This is a genomic window from Parashewanella sp. 2304DJ23-3 (genome assembly GCF_056591695.1).
In genome coordinates, this window is sequence record NZ_JBWQOH010000007.1 from 66155 (window position 1) to 81698 (window position 15544).

At 38.0% G+C, this 15544-nt stretch carries 13 protein-coding genes; 4 read left to right on the plus strand and 9 right to left on the minus strand.

Features of this window, described 5'->3' with window-relative positions; translation table 11 throughout:
- Window positions 1–60: 60 nt before the first annotated feature.
- A complete protein-coding gene (locus AC1EU2_RS13465) occupies window positions 61–705 on the plus strand; it encodes a hypothetical protein (RefSeq protein WP_480298793.1) in 645 nt (214 codons plus the stop codon).
- A gap of 80 nt (window positions 706–785) precedes the next feature.
- On the opposite strand, the gene recR is transcribed toward AC1EU2_RS13465, so the two are convergent.
- The 6 genes from recR to glsB all read right to left on the minus strand — a co-directional run bounded on the left by recR (window position 786) and on the right by glsB (window position 6511).
- Entirely contained in the window at window positions 786–1385 is a 600-nt protein-coding gene (gene recR / locus AC1EU2_RS13470; RefSeq protein ID WP_480298794.1) for a recombination mediator RecR, read from the minus strand.
- Between the two features lie 102 nt (window positions 1386–1487).
- Window positions 1488–1820 (minus strand): YbaB/EbfC family nucleoid-associated protein, encoded by a 333-nt coding sequence (locus tag AC1EU2_RS13475; protein ID WP_205000413.1) that lies wholly within the window; start codon window positions 1818–1820, stop codon window positions 1488–1490.
- A 75-nt stretch (window positions 1821–1895) separates the two neighbouring features.
- Window positions 1896–4274, minus strand: a complete 2379-nt coding sequence (gene dnaX, locus AC1EU2_RS13480) for a DNA polymerase III subunit gamma/tau (protein ID WP_480298795.1) — start codon at window positions 4272–4274, stop codon at window positions 1896–1898.
- A gap of 143 nt (window positions 4275–4417) precedes the next feature.
- Complete coding sequence (gene apt / locus AC1EU2_RS13485) at window positions 4418–4963, minus strand: adenine phosphoribosyltransferase (protein ID WP_480298796.1); 546 nt, start codon at window positions 4961–4963, stop codon at window positions 4418–4420.
- 243 nt (window positions 4964–5206) lie between these two features.
- Window positions 5207–5575 carry a YbaN family protein gene (locus AC1EU2_RS13490; RefSeq protein ID WP_480298797.1) on the minus strand — a complete coding sequence of 123 codons (369 nt, stop codon included), beginning with the start codon at window positions 5573–5575 and terminating at the stop codon, window positions 5207–5209.
- Between the two features lie 27 nt (window positions 5576–5602).
- Window positions 5603–6511 (minus strand): glutaminase B, encoded by a 909-nt coding sequence (gene glsB / locus AC1EU2_RS13495; RefSeq protein ID WP_480298798.1) that lies wholly within the window; start codon window positions 6509–6511, stop codon window positions 5603–5605.
- 182 nt (window positions 6512–6693) lie between these two features.
- Between glsB and asnB the strand changes: the two genes are divergently transcribed.
- The gene (gene asnB, locus AC1EU2_RS13500; RefSeq protein WP_480298799.1) at window positions 6694–8373 is read left to right on the plus strand and encodes an asparagine synthase B; all 1680 of its coding nucleotides are present in this window, start codon (window positions 6694–6696) and stop codon (window positions 8371–8373) included.
- 59 nt (window positions 8374–8432) lie between these two features.
- Here asnB and AC1EU2_RS13505 read toward each other — a convergent pair whose 3' ends face one another.
- On the minus strand, window positions 8433–8555 hold the full coding sequence (locus AC1EU2_RS13505) for a hypothetical protein (RefSeq protein WP_480298800.1): 123 nt from the start codon (window positions 8553–8555) through the stop codon (window positions 8433–8435).
- Between the two features lie 288 nt (window positions 8556–8843).
- Between AC1EU2_RS13505 and AC1EU2_RS13510 the strand changes: the two genes are divergently transcribed.
- Complete coding sequence (locus AC1EU2_RS13510) at window positions 8844–10127, plus strand: hypothetical protein (protein ID WP_480298801.1); 1284 nt, start codon at window positions 8844–8846, stop codon at window positions 10125–10127.
- A gap of 105 nt (window positions 10128–10232) precedes the next feature.
- Here AC1EU2_RS13510 and AC1EU2_RS13515 read toward each other — a convergent pair whose 3' ends face one another.
- On the minus strand, window positions 10233–10466 hold the full coding sequence (locus tag AC1EU2_RS13515) for a hypothetical protein (protein ID WP_480298802.1): 234 nt from the start codon (window positions 10464–10466) through the stop codon (window positions 10233–10235).
- A 219-nt stretch (window positions 10467–10685) separates the two neighbouring features.
- Between AC1EU2_RS13515 and AC1EU2_RS13520 the strand changes: the two genes are divergently transcribed.
- Window positions 10686–11177 carry a hypothetical protein gene (locus AC1EU2_RS13520; RefSeq protein ID WP_480298803.1) on the plus strand — a complete coding sequence of 164 codons (492 nt, stop codon included), beginning with the start codon at window positions 10686–10688 and terminating at the stop codon, window positions 11175–11177.
- 82 nt (window positions 11178–11259) lie between these two features.
- On the opposite strand, the gene AC1EU2_RS13525 is transcribed toward AC1EU2_RS13520, so the two are convergent.
- Window positions 11260–15183, minus strand: coding sequence for an ankyrin repeat domain-containing protein (locus AC1EU2_RS13525; protein ID WP_480298804.1), 3924 nt, complete (start codon window positions 15181–15183; stop codon window positions 11260–11262).
- Between the last annotated feature and the right edge of the window lie 361 nt (window positions 15184–15544).

Consider the following 15544-nt stretch of genomic DNA (forward strand, 5'->3'; position numbering starts at 1 on the left):
GTATTCATGTTACAATTTTGTTTCTGCTTTAAAGCAGAGCATAAGAAGTAAAGGATTATAATGAATCATTTAAAATTAATTGTATTATTCACTATTTTTTTCTGTAGTGGGTGTGTAAGTATCAATGGCTTAACCCCCGAAGATAACGATGAAACGTTAAGAAATGATGTAGCATATGTATACGGCAAGTTTGAACATGATGAGAGAAGAAACATCAGAGGCTCATTTCATTGGATAGTTTTAAAAAATATTAAAACAGGGCAAATTCATTCTTTGCCTTTCGAACATGATGAGGAAACTTATCTTTTTGCTGTTCCCTCGGGGAATTATCAATTACATGAACTAATTAGTACCCCCTTAATTGGTCATCAGTCTCTATTAACAAAGTACGACATTAGACACCTCCCGTTTCCTAAAGATTTAGGAGTGGTCAGTCAGCCTTTCGAGTTGCTAAAAGGTAAGACATATTACTTAGGTGATTTCAAAAGTATTTCATACAACAAAGAGCATACTGTAAATGGCTTTCCACCTTTCGCATTTAGTGTTGAATTTATTGCCGTTTTCGGAATTGATCGACTTAGTTTTGATTACCCCAAATCAATAGAAAAGTTAAAGCAATATTACCCACTTATCGACTCAAAGCTTGTAGAACCCGCTTTTTTAATAGACGGAGTTATGATTGATAATCATGGGATGGAAAATTAAAACACTAATATTGAAGTGACTAATAAGAAACAAGGTTGCAAAATGCAACCTTGTTAAGCGTCGATATTTCGAAGCAAAACTTACAACTGAACTCGCCCGTTAAACGAGAGCGCTAATGTTGTACTGTCGACATACTCAAGCTCACCACCGACAGGCACACCATGAGCAATTCGACTAACTTTCACTTTATATTTTGCAGACATATCTGCAATAAAATGAGCCGTTGCATCACCTTCCACTGTTGGGTTAGTCGCTAAAATAAGTTCACTAATGTCACCACTTTTTAGATGCTGCTCTAAAAGGGATAAGCCAAGCTCATCAGGACCAATACCATCTAACGGTGATAAATGACCAAGTAATACAAAATAACGACCAGAAAAATGTCCACCAGCTTCTACAGCCAATACATCAGCAGGAGTTTCAACCACGCAGATAATATCAGAATTACCACGCTTGCTGCTTACACAAATCGGGCATAAATCTTCTTCAGTAAACGTACGACAAGATTTGCAGTGCCCTACCTCACTCATTGCTTTACCAAGTGTATCGGCTAGCTTAATGCCTGGCGTTCGGTTATTTTCAAGCAGCTGAAATGCCATTCGCTGAGCGGACTTAGGTCCAACGCCAGGTAAACATTTTAACGCTTGAATGAGGTCATCAACCAATGGACTAAATTTCATGTATTACCTAAAAGTATCAATAAACAAAAAGACGCTGTTCATAATCAATAGTAGAAGCCTATTAACTGAACAACGTCTATATAATTTTATAGCTCGCAATTATTAGAACGGCATCTTCATACCAGGAGGCATTTGCATGCCGCCTGTAACTTCAGCCATTCTTGATTTTTGAGTTTCTTCAACTCTGCGTGCCGCGTCATTACATGCTGCAGCAATCAAATCTTCTAGCATGTCTTTATCGTCATCTTCTAAAAGGCTTGGATCGATTTCTACTTTACGAACGTTGTGGCTACCCGTCATAGTGACTTTCACAAGACCTGCACCAGATTCACCCGTCACTTCCATACGTGCGATTTCTTCCTGCATTTTTTGCATTTTGTCTTGCATTTGTTGGGCTTGTTTCATTAGGTTGCCCATACCGCCTTTTCCAAACATGTTCTTTCTCTACTTTTGGTCAAATAAGGGTAAAAATTTTGCGCCAATATTACTTAATTTTAAACAGAATTAAAATTACGCAGGCACACTAAATTCAACATCTTCAATTCGCTTTGCTCTATCCGCTAAATTTGATGGCGGGTATGCAATGGAATCTGTGATTAATTTTGCTCCCAACTGCTCAGATAACCACTGAACATTAGGGTCAGCTAATAATTTATGCTCAGCTTCATTATGCAATTCATTTTGAAACCTTTGCCTGATCTCTAGAGGTGTTTCTCTATTTTTATTAATGCCTATTTCAACTTGAACCTCAATTGGTCTATCAAAACGCTTTTCAATTACGGCTTCTAATTGTTCAACAGCTATGTCTGCTGCTAAATGTTTTTGATCTGGTTTCAACAAAAGGTGAATAGGTTCAGAGATTTCATTACAAACAGAGTTCACTGCTAACTGACGCACACGACCACCGAAGTCGAGTTCAGACATTAACTTATACCAATATAAATCCACCTGATTACCGCTAATAACACTCGGTAGTTGCTTTAGCGATTCAACTTGAGGAGGCGATTGTGGAGACTCAACTGCTTTGGTTTGTTCTGTTGTAGGTTGAACTTCTACATTAACGACGGATTCAGCAACTTCTGGTAAAACGGTAGATTCAGCTTTCTCTTCCCAAGGTGGAGTATCATCTTTAACTTCAGAAATCTCGGCCTCAAGTCCATTTGAAATAACCTCAGCAACTTCCAAAACATCCTGTTTTAACTCAGGAGAGGAGTCTTGTTTCACAGGAGCTCTTCGTTCAAAAGTTGCTTTAGACTTTTTTGGGCTATTAGCCTTGTCAGCATCGTTTTCGAAATTACTAATGTCTGATAGCAAACCCTGATTCGATGTTAAAACCGCGTCTAACAGATCATCAACTTGTAAAGCTTCAGCTTTAGATGGTTGAACTGTATTTTCAACTGCCAAATCAGTTGTTAACTTGTCATTCGAAGATGGACTGGACTCTGAAGCTACAAAATCAAAACCATCAGCTTCATTTGAAACTTCATAAGGCACATCATATGAGCTCAATGGTGGTTGAGAATCGTCAATAGGCGTTGCAACAAAACCTTGGCTTTGCGCTTGACTCATCAATACAGCTTGCTCTGCTTCTAGTGCCTGTAGGTCTTCTTGCTTTAAATCTGTTTCTTCTGCTTCTGGCTTGAGTTCTACTTTTGTCTCTTCAGCTAATTTTTCCGGTTCTTGGCTTTCAGCTTTTGCATCCACTTGTTGAATAGCAGGTTTTTGCTCAACTGCAGGCTCGTTTTCTATTTCTGGGATCTCAAGCGTTTTTTTTTCAGCCGCTGGGGTTTCCCACTTTTCAATAGACGCTTGCGGAACAAAAGCAACTGCTCTTAAAAGTGCCATTTCAAGACCAGATTTAGGATCTGGTGCAAAGGGTAATTCCTTTCGACCTGTTAACAAAATTTGATAATAAAGCTGAACTTGTTCTGGAGTTAATTGCTCAGAAAAAGCATGAATTTGTTCTGAAAACTTAGACAGTTGAGCAGCAGCTGGAGCAAATTGGGTCAAAGTAATTTGATGTAGAAGTTCTAGTAAACTCCTCAATACTTCTTCAGGTTCAGCACCAAAACCAATAACCTTATGACACTCAGGAATGAGTGTAGCAATGTCACCCGAACATAATGCTGACAGTAAGCTAATAACGTGTTGTTCATCAATGCTACCAAGCATCGTCTGAACTTGCTCAAGCATTACTTGACCAGCGCCAAAAGCGATAGCTTGATCTGTTAGGCTTAACGCATCTCGCATACTGCCATTAGCAGCTTTAGCTAATAAGGTTAATGCTGCAGGTTCAAATTCAAGCTGCTCTTGTTCAAGTACATAGTTTAACTGTTTAGCAATATCGTCTTGCATTAACGCTTTTAAGTTAAACTGCAAACAACGAGATAACACTGTGATTGGTAACTTTTGAGGATCGGTTGTCGCAAGTAGAAATTTAACGTGCTCTGGTGGTTCTTCTAATGTTTTAAGCAGCGCATTAAATGAGCTACGAGAAAGCATGTGTACTTCATCGATAAGGTACACTTTATAACGTCCACGAGTAGGACGATATTGAACATTATCTAGAATCTCACGAGTATCATCGACTTTAGTGCGTGAGGCTGCATCAACTTCAATTAAATCAACAAATCGGCCCTGAGCAATTTCTTCACAACTTGAGCACTTTCCACACGGAGAGGCTGTAACACCTGTTTCGCAGTTTAAACCTTTCGCAAATAATCGAGCTAAGCTGGTTTTACCGACCCCTCGAGTACCAGTAAAAAGATAGGCGTGATGAAGGCGTTGTTGCTCTAATGCATTAGTGAGTGCGTGAAGGACGTGAGATTGACCCACTACCTGTTCGAACTTGGCAGGGCGCCATTTTCTGGCTAACACCTGATATGACATGTAATTCCCTAATTCGCCTCGATTCTGTTCGAGACTGCTCCTCTACTCTATGAATAGTAGCACAATATCATGTCCGTTATGGATAAACTAGAGGAGAGAATTTAACAGCACCACATTTGAGCTATATGGTGCTGAAAAGGTGATTATTCGCCTTCAAACTCGCAAAGAGATAGGATATCTAAATCTAATGCGACTAAACGTTTTTCGCCACCTAACTCAGGTAGATTAATCACGAATGCAGCGTGGTTAACTGAGCCGCCAAGTTGACGAATAAGTTTAACAGTTGCTTCAATTGTGCCACCTGTTGCTAGCAAGTCGTCGATAACAAGTACTTTGTCACCCTCAACAATAGCATCTGTGTGAATCTCTAAAGTATCTGTGCCGTACTCTAGTTCGTAATCTTGAGAGATAGTTTCACGAGGTAATTTACCAGGTTTACGAACTGGTACAAATCCAATTCCTAATTCAAGAGCTAAAGGTGCGCCGAATAAGAAGCCACGAGCTTCTGTACCAACAACCTTTGTGAAACCCATTGCTTTATACTTTTCAACTAATAATGCGATGGTTGCCTGATAAGCTTTAGCATCTTCTAAAAGACTGGTTACATCGCGAAACATAATACCCGGCTTTGGATAGTCAGGGATTGTCTTAATGCTTTGCTTGATTAGGGCTAAGGTTTCAGTAGTCATAACTAATTTCACTTTGTTTTATCTGTCGCCGTTCATGGCTTAAAAATAAAAAAGCCCTAATTCATCAGTCTCTGTGTCGTATCAAAATCTGGATACAATAAGACCGCTATAGGGCTCTCAAAAATGCCGAGGAATCTTACGGTGGAATCAAAGCAGTTGCAACAAACTTCGACAATAATGCTGGGGTTAAGTCACAAATCGGACAAATAAACTACAAAATGGAATTTGAAGGGATAATTACAGTCAATCCGGCAGGGTTGGCAGCCGCCATAGATAAGTTAATAAAATTCCCATCATGACTAAAAGTAGGCCTTTAACCCAAAATAATGGAACAATTGAAATGCTGATTATAAAGCTAGCGGCACTCAAGATCATCGCTCGTTTTTTAATGGTTTTTCGGATGCCTCGCTCTCGTTGCCAATCAGCAATTGCGACAGCAAACCAAGGGTGATTAACGAGCCAATGATGCAATCGTTCACTGGATCTTGCAAAACAAAATACCGCAAGCAAAATGAATGGGACCGTTGGCAATAGGGGAAGAAATATACCCAGCGTACCTAAAAAAACCGAAAGCAAACCAACTGCTAAAAAAAAGCCTTTTTTTAAATACATCTTCGCTGAGTACTCCTTCGGCTTAAATTAATAAACTGACCAACCAATATGCTTAGTCAGAGATTCTAATGCTGCCATTCCAGCAAGCGAATTACCAGCGTCGTTTAGTGCTGGTGACCAAACACAGATTGAAAATTGGCCTGGTACAATGGCAATGATTCCGCCACCGACCCCGCTCTTCCCTGGTAAACCAACTCTAAAAGCAAAACTTCCAGCTTCATCGTAAAGCCCGCTTGTAGCAAGCAGTGCGTTCACTTGACTGGTTTGATTTTCAGTCAATACTTTTTTACCGGTGATAAAGCTATATCCTTTATTAGCAAGGAAGTTAGCCGCTTTAGCTAAGTCCACACAAGACATTTTAATCGCACAATTACAGAAGTAGTTATACAGCACATCATCAACTTCATTATCAAAGTTATCAAAGGACTTCATCAAATATGCGGCGGCGGCATTTCTTGCTCGATGCTCATATTCAGAGTCAGCGATTTTTTTATCAACTTGAATAGAATAGTTACCAGATAATTTTTTTAAGAACTCGCGCATAGCGATATCAGGAGCAGCAAACTTTGACTGATTTAAGTCACTGACGACAAGTGCACCAGCATTTATAAATGGATTACGCGGTATACCCTGTTCATGTTCTAATTGGACCAATGAGTTAAATGGTAATCCTGACGGCTCGTGCCCTACTCGTTTCCATATATCATCACCATAAAATTCCATAGCCAGAATTAAGCTGAATACTTTCGAAATACTTTGAATGGAAAAGGGTAAGTCTGCATCGCCAATCTTATAAATCTCACCATCATTACTGCAAATAGCGATCCCAAATTTTTCGGCGTCAACCAATGAAAGCGCAGGAATGTAATCGGCCACTTTCCCCTTTCCTACTAACGGCTTTACATCATTTAAAATCTGGCTGAGTAGTGAATCCATCTTTGTATACGACTTAATTACAAAAAACTTATTGTGGCAAAGATAATATAAAAATGAAAATAAATTACATAACTTCTTGGCAAAACGAAGACTTTATGACAAGTTGAAAGACCGCATTTTGAGCAAAAGCGCCATTTTCCCCTTAATGCGTTGATTTCGATTTAATAAGAGGTATTCAATTCATGTGTTCAATTTTTGGAATTTTAGATATAACGACTGACTCAACATCACTTCGGCATAAAGCATTAGAATTATCAAGTTTGCTTAGGCACCGCGGACCTGACTGGTCAGGAATTTGGTCAAACGATGACGCTATTTTAGCGCATGAAAGACTTGCGATTGTAGACTTAGAGAATGGCGCACAACCTCTATATAATCGAAATCGAAATCATATTTTAGCCGTTAATGGTGAAATTTATAATCATCAACAACTCAAGGCAAGTTCTAACTCTGAATATCAATATCAAACGCTTTCTGATTGTGAAGTCATTCTTGATTTATTCGCACAAGAAGGCAGCGGGTTCATAGACAAACTTCAAGGTATGTTTGCTTTTATTCTTTATGATGTAGAAGAAAAGCGTTACCTCATTGCTCGTGATCATATGGGCATAATTCCGCTTTACTATGGTTATGATGCTCTAGGTCAGCTTTATGTGGCTTCAGAAATGAAAGCGTTAGTACCTGTTTGTTCATCAATCACAGAATTTCCTCCCGGTCACTACTGGGATAGCCACGCCGATGAAATTACACCTTATTATCAGCGTGATTGGATGAGTTATGACAACGTAAAAGATAATAAAGGTACGCCTTCTGATATTCACGATGCATTGTGTGAATCCGTGAAGTCTCACATGATGTCTGATGTACCTTACGGCGTACTCTTGTCTGGAGGTTTAGATTCATCAGTAATATCAGCAATTGCCCAGCGATATTCTCAAAATAGAGTTGAAGATCAAGAACAGTCAAAAGCATGGTGGCCGCAATTACATTCATTTGCAGTAGGGTTAGAAGGTGCACCAGATTTAATTGCAGCCAAAAAGGTCGCTGATGCAATTGGCACAATTCATCATGAAATGCACTACAGCGTTCAAGAAGGAATTGATGCCCTACGTCATGTGATATTCCATTTAGAAACCTACGATGTGACGACGATTCGAGCTTCAACGCCAATGTATTTAATGGCTCGAAAAATCAAAGCCATGGGTATAAAAATGGTGCTTTCAGGCGAAGGGGCGGACGAAATATTTGGTGGTTACCTGTATTTTCACAAAGCACCGAACGCCAAAGAGTTTCATGAAGAAACCGTTCGTAAACTTAATAGACTGCATATGTTTGATTGTGCGAGAGCCAATAAAGCGATGTCGGCATGGGGAATCGAGGCTCGTGTGCCATTTCTAGATAAAACCTTTTTAGATGTGGCGATGTCAATCAGTCCTGAGTTAAAAATGTGTGGAAATGGTAAAGCTGAAAAACACATTCTGAGGGAAGCTTTTAATGGTTACATTCCAGATGAAGTGTTATGGCGTCAAAAAGAGCAATTTTCAGATGGCGTAGGCTACAGTTGGATTGATTCATTGGCTGAAGTTGCTGCTCATGAAGTGTCTGACCAAATGATGGCCAGCGCAGATCATCGTTTTACTCATAACACACCTGAAACAAAAGAAGCTTATTACTACCGTTCTATTTTTGAAGAACTGTTCCCTCTTGATTCAGCAATTAGATGCGTTCCTGGAGGTAAGTCTGTTGCTTGTTCAACACCTGAAGCCTTAGCTTGGGATGAGAAGTTTTCGATGAATGCAGATCCGTCGGGTCGTGCAATGTTTGATGTACATCAAAAAGGTTATGAAGATAAGTCTGTATGATTTTAAACTCGAAGGTACATAATCGTACTTTCGAGCTTTTTAATTCTTTAGTTTGAAAATTAAAGAACGCCCATCACTTTTAGCCATGAGAGTGAAGCTGGAAGTGTTGGGATCAACATAACTAAAATAAATCCGATAAAATGAAGAATGTTATAAGGGTCTTTGAACGGCTCACTACTCATTGATTGTCCTACTCTGCTCTCAGTTATGGTGACATTAGTCACAAAATTGCCGCATTCTACCTACAATTACTCCCCTTAAAAACCCATAAAAAGTATGGTTATCGTTAATAATTTTATTCATTAAATTTTGATTAATTTTTGTTAATTTACAACTTTAACTATTTACTCTTCTATATCATAACCTTACTTATTGATAAGGTTTAAACAATGGCGACTCTTCTTGCAACATCTACAGAACATAAAGTTCACCCAAAACTTATTGATGCTTATTACACACTGACTCAGACTTTGATAACTTTTGGTTCATTGGGGATAGAGTACAAACTCCATAATCGAATCCCTTACTTAAAAGACACCTTTGCACTTAAGGAGTTTCATCAACATTTACGAGAAAACTTCTTAGATGACACTTACAAAAGTCGATTAGCCGAACTCACTCCAAATTCAGGCCAAATAAGCATCCGCATTCCTAGTGACGGCCAAGATGAAACGGACCTAATCACCTATAAACAATCGACTTCCACTGAAAGTTTTACCCATGAATATCTTGTCAGGGTCGACTGCAACAAAGGCTTGATAATAAGAAGAAAAATGTTTTTCAGCCAAGTAGAAGAGGATGTGGATGTAGAATTTGAAAAACCAAGACACATAACAAGCAAGAAGCTCATTGGGTCTTTGATTAGAAGTAAGCATGTTCCTGCTGACGTTGCACTTTTAACTTTATCAAGAATGCCCTCTACTAGTATAGCTTCAACACCACCTTATTACCCCAAAGTTGAACTAATCATATCTCTCTCTAAAGAGAGGATTTCTCAATTTGTTGCAAACCCTGAATTTTGTTCGACTGGTAACTACTCAAGTTTATATCAATTCATGTTGCAACAATTAAAGCAACATGAACCAGAAAAATATTTTCATTTAATGGAATTAAGTTCAGGAGACTCTATTAAAGCTGTTCTAATTAATGTTTCAAAGTCTGAAAGGATAAGTATTTTTGAGAATCTCAGTTCAAAAAAAGCAACCGAGTTGTGTCAACTAGAAATTGAAAGTAAACTCCTGCGACATTCACAAGTTTCGCAACATAACCCAGAACCAAAAAACAAAGCCGGTGAACAAAGTAAAGCAAATTCTAGAGTCTTTTGCCGCAGCTTTTGTCAAACGTTAAGGTCAGGATCTCAGCCTAAAGGATATTCAGAGGAATTAGGTAAAAAAATACTAGGCTTTTCAACAGGTGATAACCAAGGTGAACTCTTAAGCTTTGTGCAAGACTTGTCTGTTCGGTCACGAGAACTAACCCAGTATGTAAAAGTAAAATCGGATGATGAACAGTTCATAGAAAAATCATTTATTTTATTGTATGGCCTACCTCTTGACTGGTTAAAATATTTGTATCGACAGAGTCCATCTGAGAATTTTCTCATTGAAGTAGATCAAGAGAAAATCGAATTTAATAAAGTTTTAAAACACATTATCACCAAAAAATGTGACTCTACAGAAGATGCGAATGCATTTTTTTCAGAAAAAACTTCATCCTCTTTCGATGAATGGATTTCTGTCGAAAAAGATGTTTAACAAGCCGATGTCTATCACTTATGCTGATACCTGTCACTCAACCCGAAAGTAATGCGTGGCTTATACTAAAAAGGGGTTTATACAACTAAAAACAGAATAAAAAAGCTACAATCTGCTTGTTTTTCCAGGCATAACCTTTAGTTCAACTCCGTCTCCACCAACAAGCTTACCTGTTTTTATAACTCCAACTTTCTCATCTTTTCTCTCTGATAGAGCCGGTAGCTCATCAGCCGTTACTGTATCGATTGGCGTATCGACTGCTGTAGGACGGTTTAATCTATTAACATCAAAGTTCTCTTGCTTAATTAAATCAGTTAACGACATCTGCTTTTTTTGCATCTGCTGTTGAGTGAATCAGCGCTTGCTCACTTGAACCTTTACCAGCTACATCAAACTCATTAGAGCCCCAAAGATAAATAAATATGCCTGAATCACCAATTTTTGCAGCGAAATTAAGGTAACTATCTTCATCGTTGGCGAGTTAAGTTAAGTCACCACATTGAGGCTTGAGCTGATTACTTGTGACCGTTTGAAGAACACTTAAATTTAATTTTACTCATGCAAGGTCAAAAGTGTTTTAACCCCTTTGATAAGAAAGTTCCAGACAGAAATGTGATACAACAACCTAATGACAAGCAAAGCCGTGTTTATTTCAAAAATCTCTTTTACAAAACAATGCAAGGCATTGATATTGGTGCTTACTCAAATCACTTCAAAGAACTTTTTGAGACTATATCAAGTCAAGGCTTATTAGAACTCTGGGTAAAACTTAAAACTCTGATAACAACAAAACCTGATGACATCAAAGCAATTAATACTGATGTTTTAATTTACTTGTATAAAGAAGCAGTCAAATATGATTCTCTTACAACATCAGCTGCTGAATATTCACAAAAAGTTAGTGTCCATATTGAAAATGTTCTTAAAGAGAAAAGTCCTTGGTATCACTATCTAGCAAAAAAAGAATTAGATAAAGAAGCTGAATTAGCAAAACGTAAACAGCAACTTTTAACACAAGAAGAAGCTCCCAAGAAAGACATGCAAGCTTAGCTGTAGTATTCAATGTCTGAAAAGCTACAGCTAAAACGACTCAGCACATTTAACAAACAGGGTCTAAACTACTACATCTAAATTAATTCTCACTTTTTCTTAACGGAGCGTCATTACTATTCGATGTACTTTCTTGAACTTCACCCGATTTACCGGGTGGAAACTTAAGACTATCTAGCTCTAACACCTCGCTCTTCTGCTTTTGAGGCGGTATTGGAGATGGTGGCGAACTCGGTCCATTATTTGGAATATTCTGTGTGCTAGGGGATTTAGGTTTAGGTTTAGGTTTAGATTTAGGATTAGATGCTTTATCGATAATAGGGCTAATTCTACCCTCACTGTATTCAGGCTCCCCTACACTCGGAATAGCAATAGTGTGACGCTCATGCCCGGTTTTTTCCTCGAGGAACTCCCTGATTTTAATATAACTTTGCTTTGTTTCCTTATCGTCAAAGAAAGAGGTTAACATTAATGGCGTTGCGCCTCGATAATCTTCTCCACTCCATGCTTTTACTTTTAAATCAGCACTACTACCATCATCTTCAGTTTTTAAATACTCTGTTCCAAGCCTTACTTTTACTTCTAAATTGGCACCACGGTCAGCTAAAGCCTTTAAGCTGTCAAAATCTTCATTTTCTATACAAGCATGAACAATATTAAAGCCGCTTGTATTGAACTGTGTTTCATCATATAAACCGGCCTTAATCATTCTCACTGCAACTTCTGAATTCCTATTCCTGATAGCATGCATGACAGCATCTTCACCTAACTTATCTTTTGTTTGAGCCTCATTTCTAGCCCTCGAAGACTCCATTAAATAGCTTACGATTTCACTATTTCCAATCTCAACGGCTGAATGTAATAAAGACTGACCATCGCTTGATGGCTCACTTAAGTCAAAGTTTGATGATTCAACCAGCATCTTGAAAATTTCATGACGGCCGTATTTAGCTGCAGTGTGAAGATGGCTATTTAATCCAGCCATATTATCAGGTAGCGTTACAATTCTACTACTGAGCAGATATAAGAAAACATCCGTTCTACCCTTATAAATAGCGTGTCCCAATACCCTCCTTTGTTCGCCTGAATTAGTCATAAATACGCTCGATTTCTCTGAACCGAGCTCAACTAAGAGCTTCATCCCTTCCAACTCGAGCTGGCTTGCTGCATATTGAAATGGAGTATTACCATCCTTATCTTTCGACTGAAGCGGTTCTTCATAAGGTAAATTTATGCCTTTCCCAGCAAGAAGCACTTTAGCTAACGGATTTTGTTTTGATGTTGTTGCAACATAGTGGAAGACGTTTCTTCCCTTATTATCTTTAGTTACAAAGTCGTATTGTTGACTCTCAATAATAAACCTAACAACTTCAGGTGTTCCCTTTTCTGCGCACAACATTAATGCTGTTCGTCCTTGAGCATCTTGCGCATTTAAATTAGCTCCAGCGTCAGTTAGCTTTCTCATTAGATCAATATCATTGTGCTCAACTGCGTTTAATAAAATACTATCTCGCATGGATTGTGGATAGCTTTTCAGGTCTTCTACGGATAGAGAGTTCACAAAGGCCAGCTTTTGAGTCATTTGAGGAAGGACATCAACACGTTTTAATTCTAATAACTTTTTAGCACAAACTACTTCCAGTTCAGGGTGATCTAAAAATGCATGATAATATATCGCAACTTCTAACGGTTCTTTTGTAACGGCTAGCTTTGAAAGCATTAGTTTATAGTGATTTACTTTTAATTGATCACCCTCAACTGAAGTTATCTTTTCATATCCAGGTTCTTTTAATCGCTCATTATATTTCGAATCAAAAGGGACGAATGAAATCTCATTTGCTCTAAAGCTTTTATCTTTAGTCGAACCTTCTAGTGTGCTTAAAATTAGTGATTTTAATTTTTCTTGCTCATTCTTTGGAAGCCCTTTCATTTCGTGTATGGCACTGATTAAGACTTTATAATCTTTGGTGTTCTGTATCTTTGATGTCAATTCTGATACAAGGATAGATGCAGCATTTTTAGCAGTATCTTGTGGGGAAGGGGTAACTTCTTCAGGTTCTTCGGTGGCTTTTAACTCAATGAGTTTATTTTCTATCGATACTTTAAGCTTCATAGCTTCAGGAGTAGCTCTTCGCTTATAGTATTTATCAAAATAATCTAAATCTCCCTTACCCCACTCATCAACATCAGTCGTCAGCAAAATACGGTCAAGGGCTCTTAAAGCACCAGTCGACTCGTTAAGGTCATTACCAACGGCTTTGACTTCTGGTCTTTCTATGAAAGCGATTACTGCCAGTAGTTTGTGAGATTGTGTCACCTGCTCATGAGGTTCGGGAGCACTTTGCCCGCCCAAAAATTTTGTTTCCATTGCTTCAGCTTCTGATAATAAACTTTGAGCCATTGCACGATCAATTTGCTTCTCAATCACTTTATCTGCCGAGCTTTGACTTTCTTTGCGACTTTTTAATTGTTGTTTGGTCGTTAAATAATCAAGTTTTTCAGAATCTAAACACATTTCACATGCTTGATAGAGTTGCTTTTCTCGAGCTTCGCAAGTTGTTGTACTAAGCTCTGTATTTGTGACCAGCTTAGTCGTCTGCTTTCTTAATACTCCTAAATTTACTTTATTTTTTTCAGTACGACGCTCTTCAGAATCTTGACTTTCCTTGCTCACTTTAGGTAGCTCTTCTAATCTACCCTTCAAATCTGTTGTCATAGATTGAACTTGCGACTCACTCATCAAGTCAGCAAGCATTTTAGGTGTTGATATAGAAGCAAGGCCTTTTTTCGCCCAAGAGAAATGATCTAACTTTCCTGACTTCTTAGAAGAAATTTCAAAGCATCTTTTATGGAGCTCATTAGTTAAAGTTGTTTTTATCGATTCTGACATATCAGGATCTTGCAAATATTGTTCATTAAACAGCTTCAAGTCTTCGTAACTCTCACTGTTAGCAATAATTTGCATCCCGAAATTCAAACAGGCATCAGTAGGAAGTTTAGCGAGAGGAAATCTAGCTATGTTTTCTGGAGTGGGAGCAATTACTTTACCGTGTTCAGTAGTTAAACTATGATCTACCCCATCTGATGTAAACAGCCTGCAACGTTCTCCTGAACTTTCAAATTCCTTTTCTTCGAAAGCCCTTATATTTCCACAGCAATACCTTTTAATATCATCACATAATCCATTTTGCCTTGCTTTTGGGCTGGAGCTAGAAAGCATTCTTACTGCTGGATCATAGTCAGCTTTCTTAGTTAAAGCTCTTAATTTGTCACGAACATTTATTGCTTCCTTTGATGTCTTTTCACTTAAAACCGGTTCCAGTTCTGAAGAAACAGCATTTGCAAGCGTAGATGCTGTTAATTTGATATTCACAATATCTTTGAGAGCACTTAAACATTCAGAATCTAAAGGAGGGTTTGCTACAGCATCTCTTGTTTTAGGACATAAACCATAATTTTTTAGAAGCTCTTGCTTAATAAAGCCTTTTTGTGACTCATTCAAAACAGGATCGCATGGATAGCACTTTTCATACTCTTGTATTTCTTTATCGAGAAATTTCGAGAGCGCAGTCTCAAGCTTAGGACCCAAACCACAAGCTGTTAGTTTATAAACAATTAAGGCGTGCCTAACGGCTTTGGCTCTAGTATTAGTGCCATCTGAATTTTTTGAAATCTGAGAGGCCAGAACATTTGATGCAGCTTTAGTTGCTGTTGGATTATCGGATCCATCTTTATCTAATAAATCGAATAAATGAACATGCTGGGATTTACCTATATCAGAACCATGATAACTTTTATCACCGCTCTCAGAAATCTGCTGTTTTATACCATCCCGATCATATATACCTAAAGAGGAAAAATCAGTACGGAGCAGAGTCGGCCATTTTTCCTCACGTGCTTCAGCAATCTTATCATCTGCACTTTTTACATCGCCAGGGGTATGGTCATATCCATCACCTTTAACGTAAGATACTTGAGGCTGAATCAAGCTAGCTTTTCCTGCCATAATACTCTTTTCCTGTAATTAGGTTTATTTAAATATAGACAAAACATTTATTTTTATTTGTAAACAACTTTACAACCTTGGGTGTTGAGCTACCCGTTAATTTGATTTCAGTTGTTATTAATAAGAAATTAACCTTGAGGCAAAAAAACTTAACTAACTGTAATTAAAAGGGTTAATTTTAAAGTAATTTATTTATTTTCATATAAAAAGGAAATGAAATTTGTTTAATCGGCTTTTGGAAGGAAACAAGTTGAATGGGTGTTTAATACCTAAGAACTAATTTGATTTAGAAACTTTTGAATCATTGGATATATATTTAAATGCTTACAGTCATTATTAACGGTAAGCATTTAAAACCACC

What these genes read in the sequence shown, in the direction of transcription:
- AC1EU2_RS13465 (WP_480298793.1), top strand. Translation starts at nt 61, where the DNA reads ATGAATCATTTAAAATTAATTGTATTATTCACTATTTTTTTCTGTAGT.
- recR (WP_480298794.1), bottom strand. Translation starts at nt 1,385, where the DNA reads ATGAAATTTAGTCCATTGGTTGATGACCTCATTCAAGCGTTAAAATGT.
- AC1EU2_RS13475 (WP_205000413.1), bottom strand. Translation starts at nt 1,820, where the DNA reads ATGTTTGGAAAAGGCGGTATGGGCAACCTAATGAAACAAGCCCAACAA.
- dnaX (WP_480298795.1), bottom strand. Translation starts at nt 4,274, where the DNA reads ATGTCATATCAGGTGTTAGCCAGAAAATGGCGCCCTGCCAAGTTCGAA.
- apt (WP_480298796.1), bottom strand. Translation starts at nt 4,963, where the DNA reads ATGACTACTGAAACCTTAGCCCTAATCAAGCAAAGCATTAAGACAATC.
- AC1EU2_RS13490 (WP_480298797.1), bottom strand. Translation starts at nt 5,575, where the DNA reads ATGTATTTAAAAAAAGGCTTTTTTTTAGCAGTTGGTTTGCTTTCGGTT.
- glsB (WP_480298798.1), bottom strand. Translation starts at nt 6,511, where the DNA reads ATGGATTCACTACTCAGCCAGATTTTAAATGATGTAAAGCCGTTAGTA.
- asnB (WP_480298799.1), top strand. Translation starts at nt 6,694, where the DNA reads ATGTGTTCAATTTTTGGAATTTTAGATATAACGACTGACTCAACATCA.
- AC1EU2_RS13505 (WP_480298800.1), bottom strand. Translation starts at nt 8,555, where the DNA reads ATGAGTAGTGAGCCGTTCAAAGACCCTTATAACATTCTTCATTTTATC.
- AC1EU2_RS13515 (WP_480298802.1), bottom strand. Translation starts at nt 10,466, where the DNA reads ATGCAAAAAAAGCAGATGTCGTTAACTGATTTAATTAAGCAAGAGAAC.
- AC1EU2_RS13520 (WP_480298803.1), top strand. Translation starts at nt 10,686, where the DNA reads ATGCAAGGTCAAAAGTGTTTTAACCCCTTTGATAAGAAAGTTCCAGAC.
- AC1EU2_RS13525 (WP_480298804.1), bottom strand. Translation starts at nt 15,183, where the DNA reads ATGGCAGGAAAAGCTAGCTTGATTCAGCCTCAAGTATCTTACGTTAAA.